The 13,285-nt window shown below is 34.8% G+C and carries 13 protein-coding genes; 7 read left to right on the top strand and 6 right to left on the bottom strand.

Annotated elements, in window-relative coordinates:
• Positions 1-170: 170 nt before the first annotated feature.
• On the bottom strand, positions 171-599 hold the full coding sequence (locus tag RTX21_RS12265; RefSeq protein WP_312768063.1) for a hypothetical protein: 429 nt from the start codon (positions 597-599) through the stop codon (positions 171-173).
• A gap of 22 nt (positions 600-621) precedes the next feature.
• The gene (locus RTX21_RS12260) at positions 622-1,098 is read right to left on the bottom strand and encodes a DinB family protein (RefSeq protein ID WP_312768061.1); all 477 of its coding nucleotides are present in this window, start codon (positions 1,096-1,098) and stop codon (positions 622-624) included.
• Positions 1,099-1,316: 218 nt separating this feature from the next.
• Here RTX21_RS12260 and RTX21_RS12255 point away from each other — a divergent pair, with 218 nt between their 5' ends.
• The 5 genes from RTX21_RS12255 to RTX21_RS12235 all read left to right on the top strand — a co-directional run bounded on the left by RTX21_RS12255 (position 1,317) and on the right by RTX21_RS12235 (position 6,283).
• Positions 1,317-2,321 carry a MoxR family ATPase gene (locus RTX21_RS12255; protein WP_312768059.1) on the top strand — a complete coding sequence of 335 codons (1,005 nt, stop codon included), beginning with the start codon at positions 1,317-1,319 and terminating at the stop codon, positions 2,319-2,321.
• A gap of 88 nt (positions 2,322-2,409) precedes the next feature.
• On the top strand, positions 2,410-3,270 hold the full coding sequence (locus RTX21_RS12250) for a DUF58 domain-containing protein (RefSeq protein ID WP_312768481.1): 861 nt from the start codon (positions 2,410-2,412) through the stop codon (positions 3,268-3,270).
• A gap of 33 nt (positions 3,271-3,303) precedes the next feature.
• Complete coding sequence (locus RTX21_RS12245; RefSeq protein ID WP_409414980.1) at positions 3,304-4,248, top strand: BatD family protein; 945 nt, start codon at positions 3,304-3,306, stop codon at positions 4,246-4,248.
• A 33-nt stretch (positions 4,249-4,281) separates the two neighbouring features.
• On the top strand, positions 4,282-5,271 hold the full coding sequence (locus RTX21_RS12240) for a VWA domain-containing protein (protein WP_409414979.1): 990 nt from the start codon (positions 4,282-4,284) through the stop codon (positions 5,269-5,271).
• Between the two features lie 4 nt (positions 5,272-5,275).
• Positions 5,276-6,283, top strand: coding sequence for a VWA domain-containing protein (locus RTX21_RS12235; RefSeq protein ID WP_312768051.1), 1,008 nt, complete (start codon positions 5,276-5,278; stop codon positions 6,281-6,283).
• 86 nt (positions 6,284-6,369) lie between these two features.
• On the opposite strand, the gene RTX21_RS12230 is transcribed toward RTX21_RS12235, so the two are convergent.
• On the bottom strand, positions 6,370-8,856 hold the full coding sequence (locus RTX21_RS12230; protein ID WP_312768048.1) for a hypothetical protein: 2,487 nt from the start codon (positions 8,854-8,856) through the stop codon (positions 6,370-6,372).
• 79 nt (positions 8,857-8,935) lie between these two features.
• The gene (locus tag RTX21_RS12225) at positions 8,936-9,370 is read right to left on the bottom strand and encodes a type I restriction enzyme HsdR N-terminal domain-containing protein (protein WP_312768046.1); all 435 of its coding nucleotides are present in this window, start codon (positions 9,368-9,370) and stop codon (positions 8,936-8,938) included.
• Between the two features lie 8 nt (positions 9,371-9,378).
• On the opposite strand from RTX21_RS12225, the gene holA reads away from it, so the two are divergent.
• Together holA and trxB are read left to right on the top strand one after the other, a co-directional pair.
• Positions 9,379-10,416 (top strand): DNA polymerase III subunit delta, encoded by a 1,038-nt coding sequence (gene holA / locus RTX21_RS12220; protein WP_312768044.1) that lies wholly within the window; start codon positions 9,379-9,381, stop codon positions 10,414-10,416.
• A gap of 242 nt (positions 10,417-10,658) precedes the next feature.
• Positions 10,659-11,627, top strand: coding sequence for a thioredoxin-disulfide reductase (gene trxB, locus RTX21_RS12215; protein ID WP_312768042.1), 969 nt, complete (start codon positions 10,659-10,661; stop codon positions 11,625-11,627).
• Between the two features lie 103 nt (positions 11,628-11,730).
• Here trxB and RTX21_RS12210 read toward each other — a convergent pair whose 3' ends face one another.
• Both RTX21_RS12210 and RTX21_RS12205 read right to left on the bottom strand, forming a co-directional pair.
• Positions 11,731-12,588 carry a YoaK family protein gene (locus tag RTX21_RS12210; RefSeq protein ID WP_312768041.1) on the bottom strand — a complete coding sequence of 286 codons (858 nt, stop codon included), beginning with the start codon at positions 12,586-12,588 and terminating at the stop codon, positions 11,731-11,733.
• Positions 12,589-12,630: 42 nt separating this feature from the next.
• Entirely contained in the window at positions 12,631-13,122 is a 492-nt protein-coding gene (locus RTX21_RS12205; protein WP_312768040.1) for a hypothetical protein, read from the bottom strand.
• Between the last annotated feature and the right edge of the window lie 163 nt (positions 13,123-13,285).

Below are 13,285 nucleotides of genomic sequence, written 5' to 3'. Positions count from 1 at the left end.
GGTTTTTGAGATTAGTTTTATCTTAATAAAATTGTAAAGTTTAAATCACAAAAGTCACAAAAAGGAACTTTCATGTCAATTTGGTAAGAACAAAAAGAAATGTTTTGAGAGGAAAAATCCTAAAAAATCAAATATTTATTATAAATTTTGTGATTTTTCGGGTTTGATTCTTAATCCAAAACAAAAACCAGAAACTCATCAGTTTTAAATTTCAAATCGCCGGTTTTTCTCAGATCTTCGAATAATGGAGTAGGGAAAGTCTCATCAAACTGTTTCGTTTTGTAGAGTCTTCCTTTTAATGTCAACGGAATTTTCTTGATCAGTTTATCCGTTGTCACAGGAATTTTGAACTTTCTTTTTTCCGGGTCTTTGGAGTCGACATAAAAACAATGATCGATCAACTCCGTCTTGTCAATATACTTTTTGTAATCCGATGTTTTTATGAAATTGGGCAAGTTGGTGTCTGACCAGGTGAGATAAAAAACCTCGATTTCTTGAGTTTTACTGATTGGCTGATAATATTTGAATCTGTCATTTTCTGACTTTGAAAATGATAAAATCGTTAAAATTAAAATCGGAAAAATAAATCGCAGACTCATTGAAATCATTTTAAATCATCACTTATAAACTCAATCCTTCTCCAATTAATGCTCTTTTCTGAGCAAGGATATAACCGTAATGGATACTTTCGTGCATGTTGTTGAAAATGATTGCATCCTGGATATTTTTCAGGTCGATTCCGAAACTTGTGGAATATGGCGTATAATCTGGGAAGAAGTCATTGTCAAAATCTTTCATCAGAATCTTTGACGTTTCAATGAGTAGATAAGCTAAATCCTCCATTTCAGATGGTTTCACATCCACATTGGCAAAAGTTCCTTTTTTGTAAGTTTCTACCCAATATTTATCGATCCTGAATTGGTTTCCACTTAGATAATAGCATAACAATTGTTGTTGGGCAATACAGTGGGCGATATTCCAGTAGATATTATTATTGAATCCATCGGGAATTGTAAGCAGGTCCTTTTCGGATGTGTTTTGTAAAATATTCAGCAGGTTTTTTCTGACCTGTCTATGATTGGCAAAATGATAATTCATTTTTGAATAAAGCTTTATTTAGTTCAAAGTTATATTAATTATAAATAAACGACAAATTATCCACATTTATTAGCAAAAACTAAAGCAGTTGCAAAGTAACTTCCATCCTTAAACCTGCAACCTCCATGCTTTTAACAAATATTTAACGCAAGATTAGCAATTGTTGTGTTTGCTGTTGCGGGTTTTTATATGAAATTTACCAATTATTAAGATCAACTATGTCAGAATTGAATCAAGCAGAAGATATCAGACAGCTTACAGAAAAAGTAAAAGAACAGAATTACTTTTTTAATATTCTAAAACAAGAAATCAACCGTGCTATTATCGGTCAGGAATATATGATTGACCGTCTTTTGATAGGACTTCTGGGAAATGGCCACGTTCTTTTGGAAGGTGTTCCCGGTTTGGCAAAAACATTAGCAATCAAAACTTTGGCAGAAGCTGTTCACGGACAGTTTTCACGGATTCAGTTTACACCGGATTTGTTGCCTGCAGATGTTGTGGGGACAATGATCTATAATGTCAAAGACAACGATTTCTCGATAAAAAAAGGTCCTGTTTTCGCTAATTTCGTTTTGGCTGATGAAATTAACCGTGCGCCGGCAAAAGTTCAGTCCGCACTTCTTGAAGTAATGCAGGAAAAGCAAGTGACGATTGGCGATGAAACAATGCCTTTGCCAAAACCTTTCCTTGTATTAGCGACTCAAAACCCGATTGACCAGGAAGGAACTTATCTTTTACCGGAAGCACAAACCGACCGTTTTATGCTGAAGTGTAAAATAGATTACCCTGAGTTTGAAGACGAAAGAAAGGTAATGAGAATGATTTCTACACAGGATATTCCGCAAATCAGACAAGTCGTTAATCTTGAACAAATTGTTGAAGCTAAAAAACTTATCAATCAGATTTATCTGGACGAGAAAATCGAGAAATATATTCTGGATATGGTTTTCGCAACACGTTATCCTGAAAAATATGGATTGTCTGAACTTAAAAATTACATCAGTTTCGGAGCATCACCAAGAGCAAGTATCAACTTAGCAATTGCATCCAGAGCTTATGCTTTCATCAAAGGAAGAGCATTTGTGATTCCGGAAGATGTGAAAGAAATTGCAAAAGATGTGTTGAGACACAGAATCGGATTGAGCTTCGAAGCAGAAGCGGAAGAAGTGACTCAGGACGAAATCGTAAATAGAATTCTCAGTAAGGTCCAAGCACCTTAAACAGGTTGTTAGTTGATGGTTGTCAGTTGTCGGAGAAATTTCGATGTCTGAAAACTATCAACAGACAACCGACAACTATCAACCATTTATGCAGATAAAAGATATCGTCAAAAAAGTAAAGCAGATAGAAATCCGGACTCGAAAGAAAACGGAAGCATCGCTTATGGGACAATATCACAGCGCTTTCAAAGGCCAGGGAATGACATTTTCAGAAGTTCGGCAATACCAGTTCGGAGATGACACAAGACGAATTGACTGGAACAAAACAGCGCGTTTCCGCGAACCATTCGTGAAAGTAATGGAAGAAGAACGTGAACTAACAATGATGTTGGTTGTAGACATTTCCGCATCGATGGATTATGGGACCAAAACCCAGCTGAAAAGAGAATATGTTGCAGAAATCTGTGCGTCTTTAGGATTTTCGGCTGCTGGAAATAACGATAAAGTCGGATTGATTTTATACGCTGACAAAGTTCTGAAAGTCGTTCCACCGCAGAAAGGTAGAAAACACGTTTTGTCGATTGTAAGTAATATTTTGTCAGCAGAGTATGTTCCTGCCGAATCAGATTTAAATTCGGCTTTCAATTATATGATGAGTGTTTTCAAAAGAAAATCTCTGGTTTTTGTTTTTTCTGATTTCGAGGACGAATTTGACCAGAAAATCCTGAATGTCACAGCAAGAAAACATCAGGTTTTGGGACTTCGGGTTTTTGACGAAAAAGATATGGAGATTCCGGATATTGGTTACACATTGTTTCGTGATTCTGAAACCGGGAAGCAAGTCTGGGCGAATACTTCCAGCGCAAGGTGGCGTTATGAATTTGCGGAACAGCAAAAACGGAAAATGATGCACATCAAGGAAGAATTCGAAAATTCATCAGCCCATTTTTTAGATATCAATACTTCTGACGATTATAGTAAATTTTTGTATCAATATTTCAGAAAATAAATTTTAGAATCACGCACATCGATGCCTTATAAATTGTTTAAATTATTTCTTCCGCTTTTTGTTTTCATTTCTGCTTTTGGATTTGGTCAAACTTTGTCATCTAATCTGGATAAAACGACTTTGGCTTTAGGCGAAGTTGCGGTTTTTAAAATTCAGATTTTGGATTTGGGTGGAAAAGATGTTCAGGCTTCACCAAGAAATGAATTGTTACCTTTTCACTTCGAAATGATCAATGACAGTATTGCCAAACAAAAAGATATCTATCTGCGTTCTGTGAAATTTGCGATTTTTCAGGAAGGGAAATTTACGATACCGGAAATTCAGGTAAAAGTCGGAGGTAAAATCCTGAAAACCATTCCTTACGAAGTTGAAGTCATTAATACAGCCAAAAAAGGTGACCAGATCAATGACATTATGAAGAACAAAGAAGTGGAACTGAATGTCCAGGATTACTGGGATTTGTATAAATTTTACGTTCTTGTCGCATTGATGATTATTGCAATTATTGTTTTAATTATCGGCATTATAAAATATGGAAGAAAACGCAAATCGAGCCCGATTGTTACTACGAATCAGACTTTGAAAGATTTGGAAAAACTCAGAAAGAAAAATTATATCGAGAATGAAAATTTCCGTGCTTTCTATGTCGAATTGATTGATATTACAAGAACTTTCATCACCAAACAATATCAGATTCCGGCAGATGTTTTGCTGACGGACGATTTGATAGATTATATGAAAAATACGAATGCGATTTCTCAGGAGAATGAAAAAATCGTGGAAGATATATTCTTGCGTGGTGACCTTGTAAAATTTGCGAAAACGATTCCTACAAAGGAATTAATGGCTAAAGATTTTACAGAAATCAGAGATTTTGTAAAACGTTCTACGAAAGATGTGGAAGCTGAGAATCTTCGGAATGTTTCTGTTGCAGAACTCTCGGATGCAGACAAATCTAAAATTAGAAAACTTAAATAAAATCATTTATCAATCATCATTTATAATTAATCCGTGAATTTCGAGTTTTATAGTCCGTGGTTTTTACTGCTTTTTATTTTGTTCATTCCATTATTGATATTGGATTCGGGCAAGAAAAAGAGTAGAGGAATTGCTGTGCCTTCGGTAAAGAATATGCAACCGAGCGGAAACATTTCGCTCGTGATGACTTTTCTGAAGATTTCGAAATATCTTATTCTTTCAGCTTTGATTATTGCTTTGGCAAGACCCAGAACTTACACAATTTCTCAAGACAGAGATGAGTCCAAAGGAATTGACATTATGCTTTCTGTGGACGTTTCCTTGAGTATGATGGCGAAAGACCTTGACCCGGACAGATTGGAAGCATTGAAAAAAATCGCGATTGATTTCGTTAATAAAAGAGAAAATGACAGGATTGGTTTGGTGGCTTATTCGGGAGAAGCTTATACCAAAGTTCCTTTGACAACCGACCACCAAGTTGCTATTGATGAGTTAAATCAATTAAATCCTCTCGAATTACAACCAGGAACCGCAATTGGTGAGGGTTTATCAGTTGCTGTCAATCATTTGAAAAAAAGCAAAGCCAAAAGTAAAATCATCATTTTGATGACCGATGGCGTGAACACCGTTCTGAATGCAATGCCTCCACAAATCGCCGCAGAATTAGCAAAAAATAACAGTATCAAAGTTTATACAGTTGGAATTGGAAGCAATGGATTTGCTGCGTTTCCAACGGGAACCAATATTTTTGGAGACATTGTTTTCACAGAACAAAAGACTGAAATTGATGAAAATACGTTGATTGATATCGCACAACTGACTGGAGGGAAATACTTCCGAGCAACTTCCAACAGTAGTCTTCAGAATGTTTATGATGAAATTAATCAATTGGAAAAATCCGATGTCAAAACTTCAAAATTGTATAATTATGAAGAATATTTCAGAATTTTTCTTTGGATAGCTTTAGCAATTCTATTGCTGGATGCGTTGTTGAGATGGGTAATTTTTAAAATTTTGAATTAAGCTGATGAATTGGTATTTGGGAAATTACTGGTATCTGTTGTTGCTTCTGTTGTTGCCTGTCATTGGTTACTTCATTATTCATTATATCCGTTGGAAAAGCAAACGAAGAAATGTTTTTGCAGAAGATAGATTTCAGAATGTCTTGTTCGAGAAAACTTCTGGATTTGCAAAGCTGTTTCCGATTTTATATTTATTAGGATTTTTATTTTTGATATTTTCTATTATCGACCTTTTGGGAGGAAAAGAAGAAATCAGTGTGCAGCAAAATGTGAGTAGTACGATTTTCGTTTTGGATGTTTCTAACTCAATGAATGCTCAGGATATCCAGCCAAGCCGATTGGACGAAGCGAAAAATATCATCATCAATTCTCTTCAAAAGATGACGAATGATAGAGTAGGAATCATTGTTTTTGCAGGCGATGCTTATTCGGTAATGCCTTTGTCCAGTGATTATTCTGCCGCCGAAACTTATCTTTCAGGAATCGAAACCAGCGTTATCCAAAACCAAGGAACAGATTTTCTGAAACCAATCCAAATTGCTGCTCAAAAATTCAAAAATATCACCAAAGGTTCCCGGAATATCGTATTAATAAGTGATGGTGAAGACAACGAAGGTCACGAGGACGAAGCAATTAATCTGGCAAAAAAAGAAGGAATAAGAGTGACGACAATTGGTGTAGGAACAGAAGAAGGCGCGCCAATTCCAGAATATTATTTCGGACAATTGATGGGCTATAAATCTGATATGTATGGAGAAACTGTTGTTTCAAAGTTACAAACCAAAGCGCTTAAAAATATCGCTAATTCAACTGGAGGCAATTATCTCGACGGAAATGATCTTGATAATGCCATTAATAATCTTATCAGTGAACTTCACAGATCCTCAAGTTCTACAACGACTACAATAAGTTCACAATCTGCGGTTCATTATTACCAATACTTTTTGGCGGTTTCCGTTTTGTTTTTCTTTTTGATCTATCTTTTCAATCCGAAGAGGGATTTTAACCTTTAAGGAAATATTTTAACACAAGGAACACGAATTTTGTTTAATTTTTTGTGCACTTTGTGAAACTCCTTTTCAACTTTGTGGTTGAAAAACTAGATCACATACTTCTTCAAGCCTTCCATGATCCCTTGCCAAAGCATATTGAAAAAGCTTCTTTCTGGCTCGCGTTTCTTCTCGATATTGACGTGTTCCGGTTCGCCGGTCGATTCGTTTCTTACAAACCAATTGGCAACCGTCGAAAGGATTTTTCGCTCTTTTCCGTTTTTTTTGTTGAGGAAATTTACGTACATATCCTTGTATTTAAAATAGAATTTTCCTGCAATTCCTGCGTTAGAACCATAATAATCAAACTTCACATAATCGATTTTTCCATCCAAAGTCACATTCAAATAAGGTCGCACAAAAAGATTCACATTATCAGCCGATAACTTCTGTATGTTTCCAACAATTGTGAACTTATCATCTAAATCTTTCACATCAAATTTCCAGGTCACAGTCGTTGGCGCAGTTCCATAAAATTTGAAATCAGAATCAACTGTGATTAAAGTCGGCAAACCTTTGATTTTCGTATTATTCACATTTTTGATGGTTGCATTGAAGTCATCAAAAGTCAGTTTTCCAGGTTTATTCGCATTTTCGGCATCTTCTTCATAAGTCAAATCCGAATTCCGAATCTGAATTTGATTGACAAAAAGCGGAAATTTTATATTTCTCAATTTTTTGCTGAATAAGTATCTCACAGCGTTATCATCGGGCGGAGCAAGGTCGTGGTAGATATTACAGTCTAAATTATTGATGATGATTTTGTCCAGATTGATAATCGTATTTGTTCCGATTTTAGAATCTTTGTCCGTAATCGCAATATGTTTTGTCCGGATGGTGTAAAGATCTTCTTCTTTTGCAATCACTTTGCTGAAGGCTTTTCTGGAATATTTTGGAAGAAATTCAAAATTTTGTAAATCGGTTTGTTTGCCTGAATTTTTAAGTGAAGCTAATTTCAAATGATAATGTTTTCCTGCATCCAGATTGATGTTTTTTGCTGTAATCAATCGGCTTTTGATTTCGAACGGAATATCTTGTTTGAGGATGTTTTTATCTGATTTTATTTGATTCAAATTCACATCAAATTTCGCGACAGATAATTTTTCTTTCCCATCAGAATATTGTCTGAATTGACCATTGATAATATTGAATTTCCCAATTAAAGCTTGAAAATCGGGCGTTGTTTCTGCTTTCTTTTTCTTGTCAGATTTATGTTTTGAAGAATAGATTGTGATTTTCGGATTCACAACATCGATTCCTGCGAAATTGAGATTCAGTTTTTGACCGATATATTTTGACTGATTTTTTGTGATTAAAATTTTATCAGTTTTGATGTCAAAAATATCCTTGTGACTACTTTTTCCAATAGGAAGCATCTGAAATTTGTCAATCGTAATATCTTGATTTTCAGATTTGATTTTTTCGATTTTTAAAGCTTGAAATTGGTCTGTTTTGAGATAAATATTTTCGGCTTCGATATTATGATTCGTGAATCTGAATGGGATTTTTTCCTTCACCGTCTTTTTATCAAAAACAATATCACTGAGTTTGAAATTGAAGTTGTCAATAGAAGCCGTTTTTTGCAAGTCAGACTGTAAAACCAGTATTTTTCCTTGATTGAAATTGATATTCTTCAAACCGATTTTCAGATTCATTTCTTTTTTTTTGTCCGCTTTTTCCTCAACCGTTTTTTTTCCGGTCGAAGTTACTTTCAAATCAGGTTTCACAAAATCGATTTCATCAACAATCAAAGAATCTTGGTTGATGATAAAATTCTTAGCAGAAAGTTTCTCAGAAGCGAAATCGAAAATATTCTTGGCGTTATAATTTTTAGCATCCTGAATCGGATTAAGATGAAATCCCAAAATCTCCAGCGTTTTATTTTTTGCTGAGATTTTTTCGGCATTGATTTGATAAAAATCGTTAGCAGTGATAATTACATTTTGTGCATCGATTTTGAATTCCTTAAAAGCAATCGGGATTTTAGAATCATCTTCACTTTGCTGAATATCTGTGAGTTTGATATTCATATTTTGTCCATTGAAAATTGATTTTTTGTGAGAATTAAGAATTTTCACATTGCCATTACTGATGATAATATTCTCTAACTTAATATCTGTTTTTTTAGAGTTTGTTTTCTTTTTGTCCTTTTTTGGAGCAAAAATTAAGGTGATATTTGGGTCAGATAAAACCAGATTTTTTAAGTGATAAGATTTTTTGAAAAGCGCTTTCCAAATATTGAAATCATTGATTTTTAATTCTTTTACAGTTCCATTGATTTGTGTAACTGTAGAATCTTTAGCGTTTTTATTATTAATGAAAATATTATTAGCAGTCAAATCGCCTGAAAATAAACTCAGATTAAAATCGTCTAACTTCAAGTTATAAGCTGTTTTGTCATTGATGAGATCTGGTAATTTTCTTTTCAGGTAAAAGTCCAGCGCAAAAGGAAAAATCAACAGCAGCAAAAGAATAATGCCGCCGATAATCATCAATGTTTTTTTTAGCTTAGATGGTTGAGTAGTTTTTTCAGTCATTCAGTTTTGAATTAAGTATTATATGCAGATTAGTCATAATCAATACTTATTCCAAAATTATAAACCATTATTATTAAGATTATTCCATCGTTTTCCGAAACTGGTAACCATTTTCCGTCAATTCAGCAAAAATATGATGTAATCCATTACTGATGATGATTTGTTCTGCGCCAATTAAGCTATTATAACGAGCAATTTGCTCAAAGTGGATTTCTTTCAAAGCAATACTCGGAGCTTTGAGTTCCAGTAATATTTTTGGTTTTGCTTTCTCTGTGATCAAAAGGTCGATTCGCTTTGTCGTTCCATTCAGTTCAAGCTTTTTTTCAAGGATTAATGACGATAGATTTTTCTTTTTTACAAACCTGTAATAATGGAGCCAATGCTGTCTCACCCATTCTTCCGGCGTGAGTACGAGCCAGCTTTTCCTTACCAAATCATAGATAAAAAATGTATCTTTGTCTTGTTTGATTTGGAAATCGAACTCATTTTCAAAATTTAGCTTCGGAACCTGCATACTTTAAGATGAAAGAAATAGATATTATCCTCAAAAATATTAAAAATAAAGAACTATTACCAGTTTATTTTTTTCAGGGCGACGAGGCTTTTTATATCGATTTGGCTGTCAAGCATTTTGAGCAGGATGTTTTGGAGGATGAAGAGAAAGCTTTCAACCAAACCATTGCTTATGGCCGTGATACAGGTTATCTCGAGATCCTCTCTTTGGCAAGACAATATCCTATGATGGGAGACAAGCAGCTCATCATTGTGAAAGAAGCACAAGATATGAAACTGAATGAAGAGGAATCTAAAGCTTTGGAAACTTATCTAAATAATCCTGTTCCTTCTACCATTTTGGTTTTTGCTCATAAACACAAAAAGCTAGACGCTAGAAAAAAAGCAGCAAAAACTTTGGCCAAATCCGGAATGCTTTTCACGAGTGAGAAGATGAAAGATTATCAGCTTCCAACGTGGATTCAAGGAGAGATGTCTGTAATGGGAATCAAATCTGCGCCCAACATCAGTCACCTTTTAGCGGAATATCTTGGAAATGACCTTTCCAGAATTGCTAATGAATTGAACAAGCTGAAAATCGTTCTGAAAGACGGTGCAATCCTAGACGGAAAAATCATTGAAGAACATATCGGAATCAGCAAAGATTTCAACATCTTTGAACTTCAGAAAGCATTAGCGACGAAAGACCTAGCAAAAGCTTTCAGCATCGCTTATTATATGGGAAAGAACAAAAAATCGAATCCTATTCAAATGGCTTTTGGTGCGCTATACAACTTCTTCTCCAATATCATTATTTATCATACTTTGTCAGGACAATCGCCTCAGACGATTGCTTCAACAATGGGTGTGAATCCCTATGCTATCAAAGATTATTCGGAAGCGGCGAGATTTTATCCTTTGAAGCATGCGACCAGAGTGATTTCCATTCTTCGTGAAATGGATTTGAAATCGAAAGGTCTTGGTGTAAGACAAATGGAAGATGAGGAAATCTATAAAGAAATGGTTTATAAAATCATAAAAGTCGATGAACTGAAAGTTTCAGTTTAAAAATTCCTCTTAGTGGAGGGGTGGCGAAAATTTCAAAGAAATTTTTGACGGGGTGGTTTTTAGAAAGATTAATTATTTATCATCCATATAAATCGCATTGACAGTTTAGATAGGTTTTGAATAATTAATTCCCGAAATTTGTACTCGATTTAAAACAAAGAAATTATATTTGAAAACTCCAATTTCGACAAGAAATTTGAATCAATTTATATCCTTAAAAATAAAATAATTTAATCATAAAAATGGAAAATAATATCTTAGACTGCGTCATTGTAGGTTCTGGACCAGCTGGTTTTACAGCGGCAATTTACGCAGCAAGAGCAAGTCTTAAACCTGAACTTTTTACAGGGCTGGAACCTGGAGGACAATTAACAACCACTACTGAAGTAGAAAATTTCCCAGGTTATCCGGATGGAATTACAGGACCGGAAATGATGCTTCATCTTCAAAAGCAAGCAGAACGTTTCGAGACTAAAGTTCATTACGAAATGATTTCCAAAGTAGAATTTGCCAAGGAAAGAGGTGGAATCCATAAATTGAGCACAGGTTCTCGTGAGATTTTGGCGAAAAGTGTCATTATTTCTACAGGTGCTGCTGCGAAATATTTGGGTTTAGCTGATGAGAAAAAATATGCTGGTGGCGGTGTTTCGGCTTGTGCAACTTGCGACGGATTTTTCTACAGAGGAAAAGATGTAATTGTAGTTGGAGCAGGAGATACAGCGGCAGAAGAGGCAACTTATCTTTCTAAGATTTGTAACAAAGTGACTCTATTGGTGAGAAAAGACCATTTCCGTGCTTCAAAAGTTATGGTTGACCGAGTCCTAGGCACTTCTAACATCGAAGTGAAATATAACCACGAATTAATCGGAATTGAAGGTGAAAATTTTTTGGTAGAAAGAGCTAAAGTTGTTAATAATTTAACAGACGAAATTTCTACAATTGATGTTCACGGAATTTTCATTGCGATTGGTCATAAACCAAATACTGGGATTTTCAAAGGACAAATCGACCTAGATGAAAACGAATATATCATCACAGAAGGCAAATCTGCAAGAACCAATCTTCCGGGCGTTTTCGCAGCAGGTGATGTTCAGGACCACCATTACAGACAAGCAATTACAGCTGCAGGAAGTGGTTGTATGGCAGCAATGGATGCAGAAAAATATCTTGGCGAGTTAGCCGGAGAAAACCATACTTGGGTTGAACAATAATTGAAAGATTACCAATATAAATTAAAACAAACCGCCGAAGAAATTCTCTGGCGGTTTTTTAATAAAGAACTATTACAAAAAATTGATATATTGATTGTGTTTTCTACTTTTCTCCAAAGGCAAGTTTGGTTTGTGGTCTTGCATTATTACCAACACTAGTTGTTCTTTCTTCTTCTTTATTATGGATTTTATAATATAAGAAGGCAATAAAGGTTGGTTTGTGAAAAATTTTATAATATCTATATTCTGTACGGAAGTGCCTGATGTTGATCTTATAAAAATCATAACCAATGACGACCAACAAACAGATGGATATCACATAAAATACTCGGAATTCAAGTTGGTAATAGGTCAACCCGGAGAACACAGCCCCTAAAACATAGGCAAGCATAATGCTCATCAATAGTTTTGCCCTTGCTATCAGTTCAGGATTTTTTCTGAATTTTTTCTGAGTAAACATCGAGAATAAGATTCCCAGATCAGTGGTCGTCCCTGTAAGGTGTGTTGTTTTTACCGAAAAGTTTGAGATACTGGCAGTCAATCCGTTCTGTAGACCTGTTGCAAAAAGCATCAATGCTACCAGGGTTTCGGTTTCTCCCAAGGTTTTTTGGTAATAGAACTGTCCGTAGATTCCAACTGCCAAAAGACAAAGGATTTCCAAAACAATCGGCAATGCATGGGCGAAATATTTACTTTTCTTATTGAAGTTGATGACACTTAAGTTGGCCACAAATCCTCCAAAGAAGAAAAGAAAGATCCATGAAGCCACTACTGCAACCTGGGTCCAGTTTCCCTGGCTGATTTCTGCTGCGAATATCGCATAATGTCCTGTCACATTGGACGTAAATGAGAGAAATATCAATAGAGATGCTATATTTATAGTTCCTGCAGTGAATGCAGTCAGCGTCCCCAGTCTGATGTTGTCTCCCAACGTTCTGCTGTTACTATAATTTCTTAACATTTTATTTGTTTTTTTAATTAAATACAGATTTTTTAATTATTCCTATAAGAAAACTTCAGCCAATCTTCCTTTTTCCGGAACGAATTCTGTTGTTGCAATTACCACTTCTTGAGCTTCAACATGTTTGTTTTTCTTTAGGTAAGTAGTGATCTCAAACTGATTTTTGCTTAGATTCTTGCTTGTTGAAGTTGAATAATAGGCCTCATCTACATTTGCTGCTTCTATAAAATTGTTGAATGTTCTTTGGAAATTTCCCGTGAAGATGTCGCAAGTTATCTTGTTGATCAGGTTCGGATATTTGTTATTGATAATGCTGTAAGCATCGCAAAACTCCTGTGGTCTGATCTTGCTGAAAACAGAACTCTTGGTTGTAAATAAAAGGTCTCTGATAGAGTCTCCCATATCATACCCAGAAACCAAAAGAATGTTATATTGGTTTTCATCATTCTTATCGGTTTTATTTTTTAAAACTTTTTTAAGTACATCCAAAGATTCCAGTGAAAAATCTGTTGCTATTAAAATGGTCTTGGTCATAACTTTATGATTTTAGTGATTTGTAACTTTTTGATGATACAAAACTATTATGACCAAATTAGAAAGCTTTTGGAAAGAAATTAAAATGTAATTAGAGAGATTAGAATGAGATTAGAATTTCAACTGAACTAAAAATCTTATCAAAATCAGTTCCTTTTGATAA

Source organism: Epilithonimonas sp. (assembly GCF_032054305.1).
Lineage (GTDB): Bacteria > Bacteroidota > Bacteroidia > Flavobacteriales > Weeksellaceae > Epilithonimonas.
Note: the sequence above shows the minus strand (reverse complement) of the source record. Positions and strands in the feature narration are given on the sequence as shown.

Excerpts from the sequence above, each read along its gene's own strand:
- RTX21_RS12225 (WP_312768046.1), bottom strand. The coding sequence starts at position 9,370 with ATGCAGGTTCCGAAGCTAAATTTTGAAAATGAGTTCGATTTCCAAATC.
- trxB (WP_312768042.1), top strand. The coding sequence starts at position 10,659 with ATGGAAAATAATATCTTAGACTGCGTCATTGTAGGTTCTGGACCAGCT.
- holA (WP_312768044.1), top strand. The coding sequence starts at position 9,379 with ATGAAAGAAATAGATATTATCCTCAAAAATATTAAAAATAAAGAACTA.
- RTX21_RS12230 (WP_312768048.1), bottom strand. The coding sequence starts at position 8,856 with ATGACTGAAAAAACTACTCAACCATCTAAGCTAAAAAAAACATTGATG.
- RTX21_RS12250 (WP_312768481.1), top strand. The coding sequence starts at position 2,410 with ATGCAGATAAAAGATATCGTCAAAAAAGTAAAGCAGATAGAAATCCGG.
- RTX21_RS12260 (WP_312768061.1), bottom strand. The coding sequence starts at position 1,098 with ATGAATTATCATTTTGCCAATCATAGACAGGTCAGAAAAAACCTGCTG.
- RTX21_RS12265 (WP_312768063.1), bottom strand. The coding sequence starts at position 599 with ATGAGTCTGCGATTTATTTTTCCGATTTTAATTTTAACGATTTTATCA.
- RTX21_RS12255 (WP_312768059.1), top strand. The coding sequence starts at position 1,317 with ATGTCAGAATTGAATCAAGCAGAAGATATCAGACAGCTTACAGAAAAA.
- RTX21_RS12205 (WP_312768040.1), bottom strand. The coding sequence starts at position 13,122 with ATGACCAAGACCATTTTAATAGCAACAGATTTTTCACTGGAATCTTTG.
- RTX21_RS12235 (WP_312768051.1), top strand. The coding sequence starts at position 5,276 with ATGAATTGGTATTTGGGAAATTACTGGTATCTGTTGTTGCTTCTGTTG.
- RTX21_RS12210 (WP_312768041.1), bottom strand. The coding sequence starts at position 12,588 with ATGTTAAGAAATTATAGTAACAGCAGAACGTTGGGAGACAACATCAGA.